Below are 15,529 nucleotides of genomic sequence, written 5' to 3'. Positions count from 1 at the left end.
GTAAATGAACAGAACGTCTTCGATTATCGGAAAAAAGTTCATTCAATATGCATTGGTGCTTTTTGTGGCAATAACGATTAACTTCGTGTTGCCACGCTTCGCCCCTGGCGACCCGTTACTATTTTTCTTTGACGAAGGCACGCTAAGAGAGCTTTCGGAGGAACAAAAACAGTCAGTGCTTGAGTCAGTTGGACTCGGTGGTTCGCTATGGGAGCAATATATAAATTACATAAGTGGAATATTTACATGGGATTTAGGAACGTCTATCAAACATGCACAGCCAGTTGTTCAAATGATTGGTGAACGTTTGCCATGGACTCTCATTTTGATTGGACCAGCAATGATTTTAAGTACGATTATTGGGGTGATGTTAGGAGCTTACTCTGCTTGGAATCGAGGGAAAGGACGGGATATCACATTTTTAACAACAATGTTAACTTTTCAAGCGGTTCCTGGGTTTTGGATAGGTATGCTTTTTATAGCTATTTTTGCTGTTCAACTGGGGTGGTTTCCAACATACGGTGCTGTCTCAATAGTACAGGATGGGACAACGATTGGTTTCCTAAAAGATGTAGTATGGCATCTAATACTACCTATTATGACTTTGAGCATCGCAACAGTTGGCTCCAATTATTTATTAACAAGGTCATCCATGTTGGAATCATTGGGTCAAGATTACATATCCATGGCGGAAGCAAAAGGTGTACATAATAGAACATTGATTTTTAACCATGGTTTGCGAAATGCTCTGTTACCGATTTATACACATTTTACGATGACTTTAGGGACGCTAATTGGTGGTTCAGTCGTTGTTGAAACTGTATTTTCATACCCAGGCATTGGCCGATTGTTATATGAAAGTGTTGTTGCAAGGGATTTCCCAATGATGCAGGGTGTGTTTTTAATGATTACGATAGGTGTAATTGCAGCGAATATTCTAGCAGATATAACGTATCCACTTATTGATCCGCGGGCAAAATCAACAAAGTTAACGAAGGTGGGACAATAATGCGCAAGGCAACGAAAATTATTGGAGTCATAGGTCTCATTATGTTTAGTTTTGTACTGTTATTCGCTATTTTAGGTCCACAATTCATACCATATGATGCATATAAACAAACGGGTCCCTCGTTTGCTGCACCTAGTAGTGAGCATTGGTTAGGGACAAATGACATGGGACAGGATATTTTAGCGGAGTTAGCTGTAGGAGCAAGAACTTCCTTATTTATTGGAATTGTGACAGCTGTGCTAGCGACCGCAATTGGTGGTATTATCGGTGTCCTTTCAGGCTATATTGGCGGTTGGTTTGAAACTATTGTCATGCGCTTTATAGACGTTGTGTTAACTTTGCCATTTTTACCACTTATGATTGTTGTTGCTGTTTATCTTGGCCCTGGGGTTTTTACACAAGTGTTCGTTATTACTCTCGTCATGTGGGCTGGCAAGGCCCGTCAAATTCGAGCTCAGACGTTATCCATTAAAACGGCTGGTCCAGTACTAGCTGCTAAAACAATGGGAGCGGGGAATTTTTATATTTTTAAAAAGCATATTTTACCTGGAGTATTTCCATTATTTATTCCTCAATTTGTTGGAGCAGTTAATGCAGCGATTTTGCTGGAATCATCGCTAAGCTTTTTAGGGATGAGCGATCCGACGATGAAAAGCTGGGGAAGTATATTGTATTACGCGAATAGTCGAAGTGCCTTCTTAACAGAAGCATGGATGTGGTGGATTATTCCTCCAGGCATTTGTATTGTGCTAGTTGTACTTGCGTTTTCGTTTATGGGCTATTACTTAGAGGAGAAAGTAAACCCTCGTTTAGGTGATTATGTTGCTGTTAAGAAACGACCGAAGAAACGGCTTGTTCAAAACGATGTATTGGTACATCAACAGATAGCTTTAGATGTAGAAAATTTAACGGTTCAATTCCCTAAAAATGGAGCGTATTCAACCGTTGTATCGGGTGTTAGCTTCCAAGTCAAAACAGGTGAAGTACTTGGTATTGTCGGAGAATCGGGCAGTGGAAAAACAACGGTTGCTTCTGCTATTATCCAGCAATTGAAATCATCTGCACATGTACCGAATGGTTCCATTTATTTTGAAGGAAAAGATTTGCAGTTGTTTAGTGATGAAGAGATTCGCAATGTTCGGGGGCAGCAAATTGGCTATATTGCGCAAGCCGCGATGAATGCATTAAATCCTGTATTATCTGTAGAAAAACAATTAAAAGAAGCAATTTTAGCACATCAAAAAATGTCAGTGAAGGATATAAACCGACGTATCGACGAGGTTTTAATCCAGGTGGGGCTTGATCCGAAATGGCGTTCTGCCTTTTCACACGAGTTGTCAGGCGGGATGCGTCAGCGTGTCATTATTGCAATGGCACTGATTAATAAACCAAAATTTGTAATTGCTGATGAACCGACAACCGGGTTAGATGTTATTGTGCAAGTAGAAATTTTACAGCTACTAGCTAAGCTTCAAAAAGAGCTCAATTTATCGATGATATTCATTTCGCATGATTTACCGGCTGTATTATCTATTACAGATCATTTAATCATTATGAAGTATGGACATATTGTTGACGGTGGTCCATCCATAGAACTTGCGGAAAATTCCACACACCCATATACACGGCGACTAATTGATGCAATACCGTTATTAAAACAGAAAATAAAACCAAAGGAAGTTGAATATGAGTACGCTAGTCAAAGTTGACCATCTGATGAAAATATATGGACATTCAAAGAGCGATAAAGTTGCGGTATTAAAAGATGTGTCATTTTCATTTGAACAAGGAGAAATTATTGGACTAATTGGTGCTTCAGGTGCTGGTAAAAGTACAATTGGTAAAATATTGGCGGGCTTAGAGGAACCAAGTAGTGGCAAAATCTATTTTGAAGATATTGAACTGACAACATTGAAAGCTAAGGAACGTCGAAGTTTTGCAAAGCATATTCAAATGATATTCCAAGATCCTTATGAATCATTGTCATCACGGATGAAAATTTTTGAGCTAGTGGAGGAGCCATTAATTATCCAAAAAATAGAGCCAGTAAAAGAGAAACGATTAAAAATGGTGAAGGAGGCATTAGCTTTCGTTTCATTAGATCCTGATAAATACTTGAATCGTTACCCACATGAATTATCAGGAGGAGAACGTCAGCGTATCGGTGTAGCGCGCGCATTTGTTTGTAAGCCCAAACTGATTATTGCGGATGAGCCTACCTCCATGTTAGATACCTCTCTTCGGTTGGAGCTAATTCAATTATTGAAACGGATGAATGAACAATTCAATATTTCCTACATTTTTGTAACGCACGATATAGCATTAACGAACGGTTTTTGTGATCGCATTATTGTTTTGCATCAAGGAGAAATTGTCGATGAAGGTCCGACTGAACAAGTGATTAACGAACCAACTCATCCATTTACAAAATCACTTCTTAAAGCACTATTAATACTTGAAAGACAGGAAGGAGTATTTTCATCATGAAAAAAGATTATATTATTGTTCATTCTTGTAACGTATTTTCACAAGGGAACCCATCTATCCCAGAGTTTGAAGAGCAATTTGATATTGTCGATATGTACAAACTACATGAGAAGGATTTAAAAGATTATAAATGCATGATTATTACTAACTTTGTTGACCAAGATCATTTATACGAACATCGTAATATTATTGCAGGATTTTTAGCAGATCGGAAAATTGTTTGTTTCTTTGGCAATTTAGTTACAGAATGGCTACCGGGTGCAAAACCATTTATCCCAAAAGAAATTCACAGTCATATGGATTATGATATTTCCATCGCGAAGCCCCATCCCATCTTCGAGGGTGTATTAGAAGAGGATATGACAGTTAATAAAGGCGTGAAAGGGTTCTTTGCACGTGGCCATCATCCATTACCTACTGGAGCAGAAGTTTTATTAACACTGCCTGGAGGAGAGCCAGTAACGTATATTGACCGTGAAACAACAGAGGGCACCATTTTAGTTCACTCTGGAGGAAATTTGTTTCAGTATGTACGTATGCAAAGAACCGGGGAGAAAACAACAGAGCGTATTTCACCGCAAATTATAAGATGGACACAAGAAGAATATAAACGTTTACAACAGGGAGTGATTATAGATGCGTAATATTGCTGTAATGTATGGTGGAAGTTCACAGAATTCCCGGACGTATAAGACTTCAACATTTGGTAAGTATATCGATCAGCTAATCCCCATTCGCCAGTTTGCTGAAGCATCGCTCGCTGAATATGATGTATTAATTATTCCATCACAGACTCATACTCGTTTATTAGATGAAAACATACATAAAATTTATGAATTTGCCAATGAGGGAAAAATTGTGGTGACAATGGGGCCACAACATCGTGAATGGCTTCCTGCACATAAGTGGGAATTCCGTCCAACCAACTTTTGGTGGTGGAGAGAGCCAGGAGCAGACAGTGGATTACGTTTACCGGGTAAAGAGCATGACTTATTCCGAAATTATTTAACCTTAGCAGATGCAACTTGGCATCAGCATGGGGTTTATTGGCCGACAGAGGGCTGTGAAACATTAGTTTCTACAGTAGATGGTGGGTCGGTGTTATATATTGATCGTGTAAATACTGCTGGGGTTTGGGTAAATACAACACTCGATCCAGATTATCATTTTGGCTCGTATTTTATGCCAGCAACCGAGCGATTTCTAAGTGGCTTATTTCCATGGTTGAAGGAAGGTCAAATTTAAGATGATTCGCATTACAGATGTATCAAAGCGTTATGGTGATATGGAAGTGTTGAGTAACATTCATTTTCAATTAATGAAAGGCGAATTCGTTTTTTTACGTGGGCGTTCAGGCTCAGGTAAGAGTACCTTATTGAAGCTGCTCTATCGAGAAGTGGATGTGAGCGGGGGAGTGATAGAATTTGACGGTGTACCAATAAACACGATGAAAAAATTTGAGCTACGCCGCAAAATAGGGATAATCTTTCAATCATTTGAACTTATTGAGCAAAAGACAGTAATCGAAAATGTTATGTTGGCGGGAAGAGTGCTCGGACTCCCGTTACATGAAATGGAATCAGAGGCATTACGATTAATTGAGCGAGTTGGCCTGACGGATAAAATAAATGCCTTTCCACCGGAGCTCTCGGGCGGTCAGCAACAACGTGTCGCAATTGTACGTGCACTACTTAACAAGCCTTTGTTATTATTGGCGGATGAGCCAACTGGAAATTTAGATAACGAAACGTCTGATGAAATTATGGTGTTATTAGATGAATTACATAAAGAAGAAAATATTGCAATTTTAATCGTGACACACTCCGATAGACTGCTGAGTTCTGTTGCAAAATGTTGGATGATGGAGGACGGTAGATTGTATGAACAAGCATCATTTTAAATATATGATGGAGGACATTAGGTTAGGGCTAACACGAAATAAAGGTAGTGCGATTGCTTCAATCGTCTTGCTGTTCATAGCCTTACTGTTGATTGGTTGTTTGTTATTAACACGCTCTTTCGTTCAAGATGCTGTCGATTATGTGGAGTCCCAGCTAGCCATGAAGGTGTATGTGGAGGATGGGCTAGTGGAAGATGTGGCAGTGATTCTAGAAAAACAGAACTATACTCATAGTGTTGAAATCGAAACAGGTGAGGAACTCATTGGAGAGCTTGCATTTTTCTTTCAAGGAAAGGAGCACTTACTAGATACTTTTACAAATGGAAGTGTAGAGGATGCTGTTAAATTTCAAATAACGGACAAATCACTGATGCCGGTGATTGCTAAAGAGCTAGAGGCAATTAAAGGTATTAAAAAAGTAGTTTACCCACAGCAAATGGCTGAAATTTTGTCAAAGTGGATTACAAAAATGGAACTGTACGGAACTATTTCCCTCATCATTTTTTTAGCTTTGGCATTTGTTATGGTATACATCACGTTCCATTTAGCGATGTATCAGCGGAACCGGGAGTTAAAGGTGAAGTTGCTTTTAGGTATTGATCCACGATTAGTAAGCTTGCAGTTTTTACTTGAGGGTGTTTTGTTAGGCATAGCAGGATCGTTTTTAGCAGCATTAGTTGTTACTGCATTTCATCGGACTATCTTTCAAAAAATTCAACAGGCAGTTCCATACCTTGGAAGCTTAAACTTATCGGACTTAATCGGGACGATTATTATTCAGTCTGTAATAGGTGTGTTGTTGAGTCTAGCGGCAAGTTATCTATCTACAAGAAAGTTGATCCGACATGTGTAAACGTATAATTTGTATTGCCGGATTATGCTGTCTATTGGGATTACCTGCTTATGCTCATTTAACTGGGGCATTTGCTGATTTTTTAGGGATTGTTTACGATGAATCAACCATTGAAAAACTTCAAATTGATCTGCAACGGACAAAGACAGAAATGGAAGAACTTGAACCTAAAATTGAAGCAGCAGAAAAAGAATTTACAAATGATCAGCAAATGGCAATTGAACAATTGCAATTTTATTCCGAAATTGGATTAGATACGTGGTTAGCCTTCATGCAACAAGGTGCAGATATAACAGATTTACTTGGAAATCAGTGGGTGATAGAATCCGAAATTGAAAGTTACCTAGTGGATTTGAATGGTTTATATTTACAATACAAACAACTACTCATTAGCAAGAAAACTCTACAGGGCCATGAACAGCTACTACAAGCAATCGAAAAGAATCTAAGCGCACGAGAAGACTTTCTTCAGGAAACAGCAGGTCTTGAATTAGATATAATAGCAAATTATTTAGACATTGATTGGACAGCCGAAGTAGAAGAACATATTATTGAAGATTTACAAAAAGACACGGAGTTAGTAGAAAAGAATTTACTAAAATGGGTAAAAGAGTCACCGACGCTCCCTTATGAATTAAATGAGGAATGGCTAAATGAACAAAGTAATCTTCACTATTATTTTCGCAATGACCATGTATATGTTGAATACGAGTTAGAATATGCACACGTTCTCCTTTTGGGACAGGTATTGCAAAACGGAGCAGGAGACGCAGCTAAACTTGTCATAGAAGCTGGCTTTTACAATGGATTCTTCTTACCAGAGGAACTGCTAGAAGAGCTACCGAGTTTCACTCTAGAATATGAGAAAGTACAAACACTTAAAGCTATACAGCAGCCATATTTTAAACAATTTAATGGAGGCTTGTTGTTATATACAAAAGAGGGGTGAGTGTATGTTTAAAAAAGTAGGGATACTGTTTTCTATATTGATACTTACAACAACACCAGCATTTGCTCATGTTATGAATGAAACTAATTTACTAGAAGATTTGTCCATTACCGAAGCAGCGCAAGAGGTAGTATTACTTTCAGCACTAGGTGTGATTCCGTCTCAAGATATGGAGCAAACATTTCGACCTCTAGACACACTAACTGCTAGGGATTTGGCGGGATGGATTGGTTATTATAATAGATTGGAAGGGAAAACCTTAAATGAATTGTCTAAAGCAGCAGTAGAGGAAGGGTTAATATCAACGATGGAAGGAAATGCAACGTATTCGTTAGTAAATGAAGCTTTCTTTTTAGGTGAATTACAATTAGAGAACCCAAATGAACAGCTGACACATGATGAATTTGCTAAATTTGTTGCTGCTCATGTACATAAAAAGGTAAATGGTCTTTCATTAATGGACAAGGCAGGCTTTACGTCTGGTCCCACAGGAGTTATTGAAAGGGTTGAGCGAAAGACAAAGAAAACGCCAAAAGGTGAGAACGTGAATGTCTACCAGTTAACAATCGATGGTAAATTGTTTGAGCTAGGTCTTCACCCTCGAGCAATTGCAGATTCAGTAGATCCGCTCGTTTGGCAAGGTCAACATATTGCAGAATCATGGTACGGTTCAAACTTCGATACAGATACTGCTAGGCATCTGCATCAGGACGAAGATAAGGCTAGCAATGAGCAACCGGTGGGTATCTCAGAAGATACAGTAGCTGACATTGCACTACAATTCATTGTTATTGGTGATCGTTCGGTAACACCTGTATTACAAGCGGAAGAAAAAGCATTCACAGAAGAACAGATTCCTCAAGTTGTAGAAACAGCTAAACTAGATGAACAGTTATCATCACTAACTACTCAACCTAAATCAGTAGAAGAGTCTTCTATTTCTACAACTAACAAATCGGGCTTTCTAGCAATAGGCATCGTTCTAATAGGTGGCTTACTAGCATATGGATTTCATAAACGCAAAAACTCCTTAAAGTGAAAGAAATTTATTTGAAGTGAATAGGCTAGACAAAACTATCGTTTAAATATAAAAAACGTGAAATCGAAAGCTGGACTGCTCCCTGTCAAGTAAACAGTAGAAATAATAAAAAATGAACTAAGCGGCTTGAGCTCTGAATTCTAGAGGGCTCAGGCCGTTTAGTCGTTTTTGATAACGTTGATGATTGTAAAAGTAAATATACACATCAATTGCTTTTCTTAATTCCTCAAACGACTGGAATTCCCGTAAATAATACATTTCTGATTTCAGTGTACCCCAAAAATTCTCGATTGGAGCGTTGTCCAAACAACGGCCAACTCGAGACATACTGTGCGTCATTTTAGCGCCATCTACGATGCGTTTAAATCCCTTCGAAGTATATTGAAAGCCACGATCACTATGAATCATCGGGAAGGCACCAGTTGGTAATTGCTCTATCACTGGAATAATCGTGTCAAAAACTAAACGATTATTATTGGATTTACCTAGTTTATAACCAACAATTGACCCATCGTGTAAATCAATAATCGCACTTAAATATGCTTTTCTTCCGACACCATATTTGAATTCGGTAATATCTGTACACCATTTTTCATTGGGCTTAGAAGCCTTAAAATCGCGATTTAAAAGATTTTCTGCAACGTGCTGTGGTGTAGATTTCTTATATCCTTTTCGTTTTCGACGAATGACAGATTGTATTCGATACATACACATTAAACGGTAAATTCGTTTTTCATTGTACGTAGGTAAGCCTGCCACTTCACGATAACGATTGATCGTCATCGTCATACGACGGTATCCATAGATCCCATCAACCTGGTCATACAGTAGGCGAATCCCCTCTATTAAAGCTTCGTTTTCTTGTTCGCGATTTGATGAGGTGCGCGCGCACCATTTATAATAGGCAGCACGTGAAATTTTAGCGATTTTACATAAGACGGTAACCGGAATATGTTCCTCTGTATGTAGTTCTCGAATCGCTAGATAACGCTGTTGTAAACGATTTCCTCTAACTTTTTTAAGAATAAGTTTTCTGCACGCAAGCGTTCCATTTCACGTTCCATTTGTTGCATGCGTAATTTTCTTTTCTCTTCTTCTGTTAATTCTTCCATTGATTTCGTGCGCCCACGACGGTCTTTTAATGCCATTTCGCCTGCTGTTTCTAATTTCTTCACCCAGCTATACACTTGTTGATACGAAACCCCATATTTTTCTGCAGTTGCTTGATAGTTTCGTTGATTGATTAAGCAATATTGTGCAATTTCAATGCGTTCCTCTACCGTTGTTGGTCTACCTTTAGTCATAGTTTCACTCATTCCTTTTCCTGAGTCTTTTAATTCGCTATGACTATTATACTTGCGAATCCAACTATACAAAACAGAATCACTACTCACTTGATATTTTGAGAGTATTTCATTAATGGTTAATCCATCACGGGTGTAATCTTGTACCGCAGCTTCCTTCAGTTCTTTTGAGTAAGGTTTCCAAGTTTTTGATTCCTTCAAACCCTCTAATCCTTCAGCTTTATATTTCACTTGCCAACGGTAAAGTGTGGTATAGGTTAATTCATGCATTCTACAAATTTCTTCTAATGTATATTCTCCATCCTCTAACAGTTGGAGAACGGTTAATTTTTGTTCAACTGTATGCTTACTTCGCGCCATAAAAAAATACCCCCCAACAGATAAACAGATTTTTGTTTTTTCATCTGTCTACCTATTGGGGAGCATATCAAGCAATGATTTCACGTTTTTTTCTGTATTTTAAAAAGAGTATCAGGTCTTTTCTTATATATTTCCTTTAGCTAGCCATGGCAAAAATCCGTCTAGGAATCGCTCGGTTGCTGGCATGAAGTAGGAGCCAAAATGATAGTCAGGATCTAGGGTAGTAATAATCCAAGTACCCTTTGTGCTCACCTTGTCAACGTAAAGAACAGCTCCGCCATCCTCGGTCGTAATAAGTTTTTGAGCGCCTTCCACTGGCCAAAACACACCGTGCTGATGCCACGTCGCATCTCGCAAAGTTATATAGTTGAATAAATCATATTCTGGATCAGCTAGCACTAGTCCACTTTTTGCATCCTTTTCGAGCCACCACCAGAAATTAGTTTCTCGTTCCTCCCATTTTTGATTTGGGAGCCATTCCCACGGTTGCGGTCCAAAGGCTACAACGATCCCTCCCGCATTTGCAAAAGCATGAATTTTCTCCTTCGCAGCCTTCAATAAATGTTCATTTAATTGAGAGGGGACAAACAAAACATCTACCCCTTCCAATGAAGTATTCTGGAAGTCTGGAAAATATATTAGTCTGTCGATATATTGTTTATATTTTGGTTCATTGAATGTTCTTTGATGAGGTGCATGTCCACTATAAATTACAGCAATTTTTCTCATTTGGAGCTGCCCCCTTTTTGTAATTCTTTATATTCATCTTGGATCCATTGTAAGAGCTGAATGCTGATTCGATCCGTCGTTTTATTTTGCATGCGATGAGCAAAAAGATCTCGACCAGAATGAACTAAAATTGTTCCGTTCGTTGACTGACGATCTATATATGTAATAGGCATTCCATCGCGGAAAGTTAAAAGCACCTCCGCACCATTTGGAACAGGGGAGTGAGTCACTCTTGCGAAGAAGCCGGCCACTCCTTTATTGTAGGTCATATCATCGGTGTCTACTCCCTTAAAAATAGGATGATCTATTTTCTTAAAAACATTGTAATCTTCATGGCTTTCAATCGTTCTAGGTGTAAAGATAGGACAACCAGGAAGCCATTCTCTAAATAAGTGCCCACCGAATATGACAACTTTCCCTGCTTCTAAAAAGTCTTCTATAATTGCTTTATGTTTATATAAGTACTCTTGATCTGCAAAATCGTGCACGACTATACAACAGTACGGCTCTAACGGATATTCGGTTAATTGATATTGATCGATAATCGTAAAATGTTCGTTCATAAAAGAATTGGTACGGTTGGACAATCCAAACGCATGACCTGGATCCAAGTAGAGTATGTTATTTATGTTAGTCAAAAAGAGCCCTCCATCGTTTGAAATAATTGATAACTATTCTCATTTATTTGCATCATATCATATCCACAAAAAAATTAAAAAGGCAAAATTTTACTATATTGCATTCTGAATATTGTTTTTTTAATAAGCATTCTTGACCTTTTGGGAAAATTATTATAAGTTAGTTAGGAATTGAAAATGATTCTCAATGAGAAATGGAGACAAATATAATGAAGAAACGACCATATAGATACATAATTGCCTCCGCTTCTATTGCGTTATTACTAGCTGGTTGCGGTAGTAATAATAATGAAGTGGAAAATAAGGATTTAGAGGCTAGTCAAGAAACAAAGATAATTGTAGACGAATTAAATAGAGAGGTAGAGATTCCTGGAAAGCTAGACAGCATTGTAATGGGAGGGATACTACCGTACTTCTCCACATGGTTTATCGCTACCAATTCTACTGAAGAGATTGCAGGGATTCATCCAAACTCTTATAATGCAGCTTCTCATTCTATTTTGAAGGAAATTTCTCCATCTATACTAGATGCTAAAACGAACTTTATTGAAAATGGTGAAGTAAACGTGGAAGAGTTACTATCTTTAGATCCAGATGTATATTTTGAGATAGCTAACCAAGAGAAAACAGTGAAAAAGCTTGAAGATACGGGAATTACAACTGTTGCTTTAGACACTGCAACAGATTCACTTAATCCGTTAGATACATTAAATCGTTGGTTAACTCTGACAGGAGAAATTACAGGTATAACAGATCGACCTGCTGAGATTATTGCAGAGGGTGAAGAAAACCAACAAATGATTTACGATACGCTCGATGAAGCAGGTGTCAAAGAGAAGGACATGCCACGAGTGATGGTATTGCAATACCATAATGATGGAGAGATTTCTGTAGCAGGAACGGGAATGCACGGAAACCGTTGGCTGAACTCCACTGGCGGAACAGATGTAGCAGCCGAAGAGGTCGATGGTATTAAAGCAGTAAATATGGAGCAAATTTATAAATGGAACCCTGATATCATTTATATTACTAATTTTACGGAAACTCAGCCTGAGGACTTGTATAACAACGTTTTTGAAAGCCAAGACTGGAGTGAAGTAAAGGCCGTTCAGGATAAAAAGGTTTATAAAATGCCGCTCGGTATCTATCGCTGGTATCCACCAAGTGGAGATGCACCATTGATGCTAAAATGGATGGCACAAAAAAATCATCCAGAGCTATTTACGTATGACATGAACGAAGAAATAAAAGACTATTACAAACGCTACTATAATTATGATTTAACTGATACACAAGTGGAAGAGATCTTAAATCCACCATCGGAAGCAGCAAAATACTAATACAAAGGTGTCTATAAAATGAAGTCTAAATTAATCAAGATATTACTTTGGACATTGCCTATCATAGTTGGGTTGATTTCGATTGGGGTAGGTCGGTATCAAATTGATTTCATTGTTCAAATCCAAATACTGCTTTCTCAAATAGTTCCTATGGAGCAAACATGGACTAACATGGAAGAGACGGTAGTCATGAATGTGCGGCTACCAAGGATTATATTAGCTATGCTAATTGGTGGTGGATTGTCCATCGCTGGTGCAGCATTCCAGGGGATGTTTGCCAATCCATTAGTTAGCCCTGATATTCTAGGTGTTTCAGCAGGAGCTGGATTTGGAGCCTCCATTGGAATTTTATTATTTGGTAATAGCTTTACGATGCAAATCATGGCATTGGTGATGGGTATGCTAGCGATTGGCTTCACCTTTCTAATAGGTGGGGTAAAGCGAGATATGCCTATATTTATGCTAGTTCTTGCGGGAGTTGTCACTAGTGCTTTGTTTCAGGCGCTAATCTCGCTTGTGAAGTTCCTTGCTGATCCCGAGGAAAAGCTCCCAGCTATTACATATTGGCTAATGGGAAGTCTTGGTACTGCCAGCTATAGCGATTTAATGATTGGTGGTCCAATTATTTTGGTTGGTATTCTGATATTATATGTACTTCGTTGGAGACTAAATATCCTGTCACTTTCAGAGGAAGAGGCATTGTCATTAGGAGTATCTGTTAACAAGCTAAAATGGCTAGTTATTTTAGGGGCAACGTTAATCACTGCAGCAGCAGTTTCAATTGCTGGAATTATCGGATGGGTAGGGCTGATCATTCCACATATCGCTCGAATGATAGTAGGAAGTAACAATCAATATGTACTTCCAACATCTATTTCCATAGGAGCAGTGTACTTGTTAATAATTGATAACTTTGCTCGTAGTCTAACGGCAGCTGAAATCCCACTTTCTATTTTAACAGCTATTATTGGAGCTCCGTTTTTCGCATATTTGCTCCGTAAAACAGGAGGTGGCTGGAATTGATTTTACAGGTGAAGGATGGAAACTACTTTTATAAAAAAGTGAAGGCTCCTGATTCTCAAAAATTTTTGTATATGAATGATATTAACTTTGAGCTTCGTCCTGGAGAAATACTGTCCATTCTAGGTCCGAATGGAGCGGGAAAGACGACGCTGTTAAAATGTATGATGGGCTTACAGGAATGGAAAAGAGGAGAAACTTTACTAGATGGTAAGCCACTTTCTCAGATGAATTCCAAGGAAGTTTGGACAAAGATTGGTTATGTACCTCAAGCATCCAGTATGACATTCAGCTATTCCATTTTGGATTTAGTGACAATGGGTAGAGCAGTTTATATACGCTCCTTTGCCCAGCCATCTAAAAAAGACTATGCCTTGGCTTTAGAAGCCTTAGATTCAGTAGGTATCAAGCATTTAGCAGAGGAATCATGCACATCTGTCAGCGGAGGGGAGCTGCAATTAGCACTAATCGCCCGAACCCTAGTGGCAGATCCAGAAATTTTAGTACTAGACGAGCCGGAATCCCATCTAGATATGCAAAAGCAAAAGGTTATCCTGCAAACAATAAAAAGACTAGCAAAAGAAAAGGGCTTGGCCTGTGTCATCAATACTCATTACGCAAATCATGCATTTTATCTAGGAGATAAAGTATTAATGGTTGCCAAAGAAATGCCTGTGATAACTGGAAGTGTGTCAGATATTATGACGGAGAAAAATATTTTAGATTATTTCCAAATTGCTGTAAAGCGTCTGAGACATGAAATGGACGGACAAATTTATGAAACGGTTGTTCCTACGTATTTTGGCAATGATATATAGGACGACTGGACAGCTGAGCATAAAGGACAAAAGAGTAGACGTTTCAATGTCTACTTTTTTTATTGTTTAGGAAATTATAAAATACTGAACCTGTGGATAAATTGATGTCTAGCTCCACCGCCTTGCCCCTCGGGGTCAAATGGATAAAAGCTGCGGTGGCTGAGGAACTGCCTCCTCGCTTTTCCCATTTGCCTGTCGGGGCAGGGATAGGCGGTTGCGCTTTTCTGGATGTCTAGCTCCACCGCCTTGCCCCTCGGGGTCAAATGGATAAAAGGTGCTCCTGCGCAAGCTCGTCGCAAACAAGAGCGTTTGCGGTGGCTGAGGAACTGCCTCCTCGCTTTTCCCCATTTGCCTGTCGGGGCAGTGACAGGCGCTTGCGCTTTTCTTGTTGAAAGAATCTTTGAACGTTATAAGAGATTATTGCATATCATAAAGTAATTCATTAGTATTAATAATCCTGGGAGATAGGCAGAAAAGTAAGGCATATTTGACCAGCTATAAGTTGAATGTATGTCGGTTTCTGTATATAATAACATTAAATAAGCAAGTTAAAGGACTGGATACTGCAATATCCAGTCCTACAATATGCAGCCGCAGAAAGAGCGGTTGGTCCTAGGTCAGAAATAACCGTCAAACCTTTGCCAGGGGACGGTTATTTCTTTTTTATGAAGAAAATAATCAATGTCACTACGATAGAAAAAGCTGTTAGGAAGACAGCACTTAGCTGCATTAACAAATTGATCGATTCGTAAATTGTCATTGGCATCACCCCTTTGAAAGAAGTGACCGCCGCCCAACCTGGTATGCAATTGCACTTTCTATTATAACATATTTGCGAACTAATGTTCTATTTTTATTAAATGATATTGTTTGAACATTAGTCTATGTTAAAGCTAAAGGTTAATTTAACAAAAACAATGAGCTAGTTTATTTTCTCCGGGCCCATTTTAATTTGATTTCTTTTTACTAAAGCGCACATTGGCAAAAAAAGAGGCTGGAACAAAACTCTCCTCAAAAGTAAAAAGTCTCGAAAATTTTACGACCTTGTAAATTTTTCGGGGCTTCTATTCAAATATACTAGTT

The 15,529-nt window shown here is 38.6% G+C and carries 15 protein-coding genes; 12 read left to right on the top strand and 3 right to left on the bottom strand.

The window, feature by feature from the left end:
* Nucleotides 1-4: 4 nt before the first annotated feature.
* From NSQ95_RS16700 to NSQ95_RS16660, 9 genes are read left to right on the top strand one after another with little or no spacing between them, the layout of a single operon-like run.
* Nucleotides 5-1,009: an ABC transporter permease gene (locus tag NSQ95_RS16700; RefSeq protein ID WP_342559982.1), complete on the top strand. Its 1,005-nt coding sequence runs from the start codon at nucleotides 5-7 to the stop codon at nucleotides 1,007-1,009.
* Nucleotides 1,009-2,718 carry a dipeptide/oligopeptide/nickel ABC transporter permease/ATP-binding protein gene (locus NSQ95_RS16695; protein ID WP_340881885.1) on the top strand — a complete coding sequence of 570 codons (1,710 nt, stop codon included), beginning with the start codon at nucleotides 1,009-1,011 and terminating at the stop codon, nucleotides 2,716-2,718. Before NSQ95_RS16700 ends, NSQ95_RS16695 begins: the two co-directional genes overlap by 1 nt.
* Nucleotides 2,696-3,496: an ABC transporter ATP-binding protein gene (locus tag NSQ95_RS16690; protein WP_340881887.1), complete on the top strand. Its 801-nt coding sequence runs from the start codon at nucleotides 2,696-2,698 to the stop codon at nucleotides 3,494-3,496. The genes NSQ95_RS16695 and NSQ95_RS16690 overlap by 23 nt, the downstream gene beginning before the upstream one ends.
* Complete coding sequence (locus NSQ95_RS16685) at nucleotides 3,493-4,140, top strand: phosphate starvation-inducible protein PhoH (RefSeq protein WP_342559981.1); 648 nt, start codon at nucleotides 3,493-3,495, stop codon at nucleotides 4,138-4,140. Before NSQ95_RS16690 ends, NSQ95_RS16685 begins: the two co-directional genes overlap by 4 nt.
* Nucleotides 4,133-4,741, top strand: a complete 609-nt coding sequence (locus NSQ95_RS16680; protein WP_340881890.1) for a hypothetical protein — start codon at nucleotides 4,133-4,135, stop codon at nucleotides 4,739-4,741. The genes NSQ95_RS16685 and NSQ95_RS16680 overlap by 8 nt, the downstream gene beginning before the upstream one ends.
* A 1-nt stretch (nucleotide 4,742) precedes the next feature.
* Nucleotides 4,743-5,396 (top strand): ATP-binding cassette domain-containing protein, encoded by a 654-nt coding sequence (locus tag NSQ95_RS16675; RefSeq protein WP_342559980.1) that lies wholly within the window; start codon nucleotides 4,743-4,745, stop codon nucleotides 5,394-5,396.
* Nucleotides 5,377-6,249 carry an FtsX-like permease family protein gene (locus tag NSQ95_RS16670; RefSeq protein ID WP_340881893.1) on the top strand — a complete coding sequence of 291 codons (873 nt, stop codon included), beginning with the start codon at nucleotides 5,377-5,379 and terminating at the stop codon, nucleotides 6,247-6,249. Before NSQ95_RS16675 ends, NSQ95_RS16670 begins: the two co-directional genes overlap by 20 nt.
* Nucleotides 6,242-7,198: a hypothetical protein gene (locus NSQ95_RS16665; RefSeq protein WP_340881895.1), complete on the top strand. Its 957-nt coding sequence runs from the start codon at nucleotides 6,242-6,244 to the stop codon at nucleotides 7,196-7,198. The genes NSQ95_RS16670 and NSQ95_RS16665 overlap by 8 nt, the downstream gene beginning before the upstream one ends.
* A 4-nt stretch (nucleotides 7,199-7,202) precedes the next feature.
* Complete coding sequence (locus tag NSQ95_RS16660; protein WP_342559979.1) at nucleotides 7,203-8,237, top strand: hypothetical protein; 1,035 nt, start codon at nucleotides 7,203-7,205, stop codon at nucleotides 8,235-8,237.
* A gap of 117 nt (nucleotides 8,238-8,354) precedes the next feature.
* On the opposite strand, the gene NSQ95_RS16655 is transcribed toward NSQ95_RS16660, so the two are convergent.
* The 3 genes from NSQ95_RS16655 to NSQ95_RS16645 form a co-directional block, all read right to left on the bottom strand.
* Nucleotides 8,355-9,901, bottom strand: a protein-coding gene (locus NSQ95_RS16655; RefSeq protein WP_340881899.1) for an IS3 family transposase whose coding sequence is annotated in 2 segments (ribosomal slippage) — nucleotides 8,355-9,268 and nucleotides 9,268-9,901 — 1,548 coding nt in all. Because the reading frame shifts where the segments join, the coding sequence is not laid out codon by codon here.
* 123 nt (nucleotides 9,902-10,024) lie between these two features.
* Nucleotides 10,025-10,630: a hypothetical protein gene (locus NSQ95_RS16650; RefSeq protein ID WP_340881901.1), complete on the bottom strand. Its 606-nt coding sequence runs from the start codon at nucleotides 10,628-10,630 to the stop codon at nucleotides 10,025-10,027.
* Complete coding sequence (locus tag NSQ95_RS16645) at nucleotides 10,627-11,268, bottom strand: phosphate starvation-inducible protein PhoH (protein WP_340881902.1); 642 nt, start codon at nucleotides 11,266-11,268, stop codon at nucleotides 10,627-10,629. Before NSQ95_RS16645 ends, NSQ95_RS16650 begins: the two co-directional genes overlap by 4 nt.
* Before the next feature lie 209 nt (nucleotides 11,269-11,477).
* Here NSQ95_RS16645 and NSQ95_RS16640 point away from each other — a divergent pair, with 209 nt between their 5' ends.
* From NSQ95_RS16640 to NSQ95_RS16630, 3 genes are read left to right on the top strand one after another with little or no spacing between them, the layout of a single operon-like run.
* Nucleotides 11,478-12,608, top strand: a complete 1,131-nt coding sequence (locus tag NSQ95_RS16640; protein ID WP_342559978.1) for an ABC transporter substrate-binding protein — start codon at nucleotides 11,478-11,480, stop codon at nucleotides 12,606-12,608.
* An 18-nt stretch (nucleotides 12,609-12,626) separates the two neighbouring features.
* Entirely contained in the window at nucleotides 12,627-13,631 is a 1,005-nt protein-coding gene (locus tag NSQ95_RS16635) for an iron ABC transporter permease (RefSeq protein WP_342559976.1), read from the top strand.
* Nucleotides 13,628-14,446 carry an ABC transporter ATP-binding protein gene (locus NSQ95_RS16630; protein ID WP_340881908.1) on the top strand — a complete coding sequence of 273 codons (819 nt, stop codon included), beginning with the start codon at nucleotides 13,628-13,630 and terminating at the stop codon, nucleotides 14,444-14,446. The genes NSQ95_RS16635 and NSQ95_RS16630 overlap by 4 nt, the downstream gene beginning before the upstream one ends.
* The last annotated feature ends 1,083 nt before the right edge of the window (nucleotides 14,447-15,529 follow it).

The organism is Psychrobacillus sp. FSL W7-1457 (assembly GCF_038593405.1).
In the GTDB taxonomy this organism is placed as follows: domain Bacteria; phylum Bacillota; class Bacilli; order Bacillales_A; family Planococcaceae; genus Psychrobacillus.
This window is presented reverse-complemented; position numbering and strand designations above follow the sequence as displayed.

Excerpts from the sequence above, each read along its gene's own strand:
- NSQ95_RS16635 (WP_342559976.1), top strand. The coding sequence starts at position 12,627 with ATGAAGTCTAAATTAATCAAGATATTACTTTGGACATTGCCTATCATA.
- NSQ95_RS16690 (WP_340881887.1), top strand. The coding sequence starts at position 2,696 with ATGAGTACGCTAGTCAAAGTTGACCATCTGATGAAAATATATGGACAT.
- NSQ95_RS16665 (WP_340881895.1), top strand. The coding sequence starts at position 6,242 with ATGTGTAAACGTATAATTTGTATTGCCGGATTATGCTGTCTATTGGGA.
- NSQ95_RS16670 (WP_340881893.1), top strand. The coding sequence starts at position 5,377 with ATGAACAAGCATCATTTTAAATATATGATGGAGGACATTAGGTTAGGG.
- NSQ95_RS16700 (WP_342559982.1), top strand. The coding sequence starts at position 5 with ATGAACAGAACGTCTTCGATTATCGGAAAAAAGTTCATTCAATATGCA.
- NSQ95_RS16660 (WP_342559979.1), top strand. The coding sequence starts at position 7,203 with ATGTTTAAAAAAGTAGGGATACTGTTTTCTATATTGATACTTACAACA.
- NSQ95_RS16640 (WP_342559978.1), top strand. The coding sequence starts at position 11,478 with ATGAAGAAACGACCATATAGATACATAATTGCCTCCGCTTCTATTGCG.
- NSQ95_RS16675 (WP_342559980.1), top strand. The coding sequence starts at position 4,743 with ATGATTCGCATTACAGATGTATCAAAGCGTTATGGTGATATGGAAGTG.
- NSQ95_RS16650 (WP_340881901.1), bottom strand. The coding sequence starts at position 10,630 with ATGAGAAAAATTGCTGTAATTTATAGTGGACATGCACCTCATCAAAGA.
- NSQ95_RS16680 (WP_340881890.1), top strand. The coding sequence starts at position 4,133 with ATGCGTAATATTGCTGTAATGTATGGTGGAAGTTCACAGAATTCCCGG.
- NSQ95_RS16685 (WP_342559981.1), top strand. The coding sequence starts at position 3,493 with ATGAAAAAAGATTATATTATTGTTCATTCTTGTAACGTATTTTCACAA.
- NSQ95_RS16695 (WP_340881885.1), top strand. The coding sequence starts at position 1,009 with ATGCGCAAGGCAACGAAAATTATTGGAGTCATAGGTCTCATTATGTTT.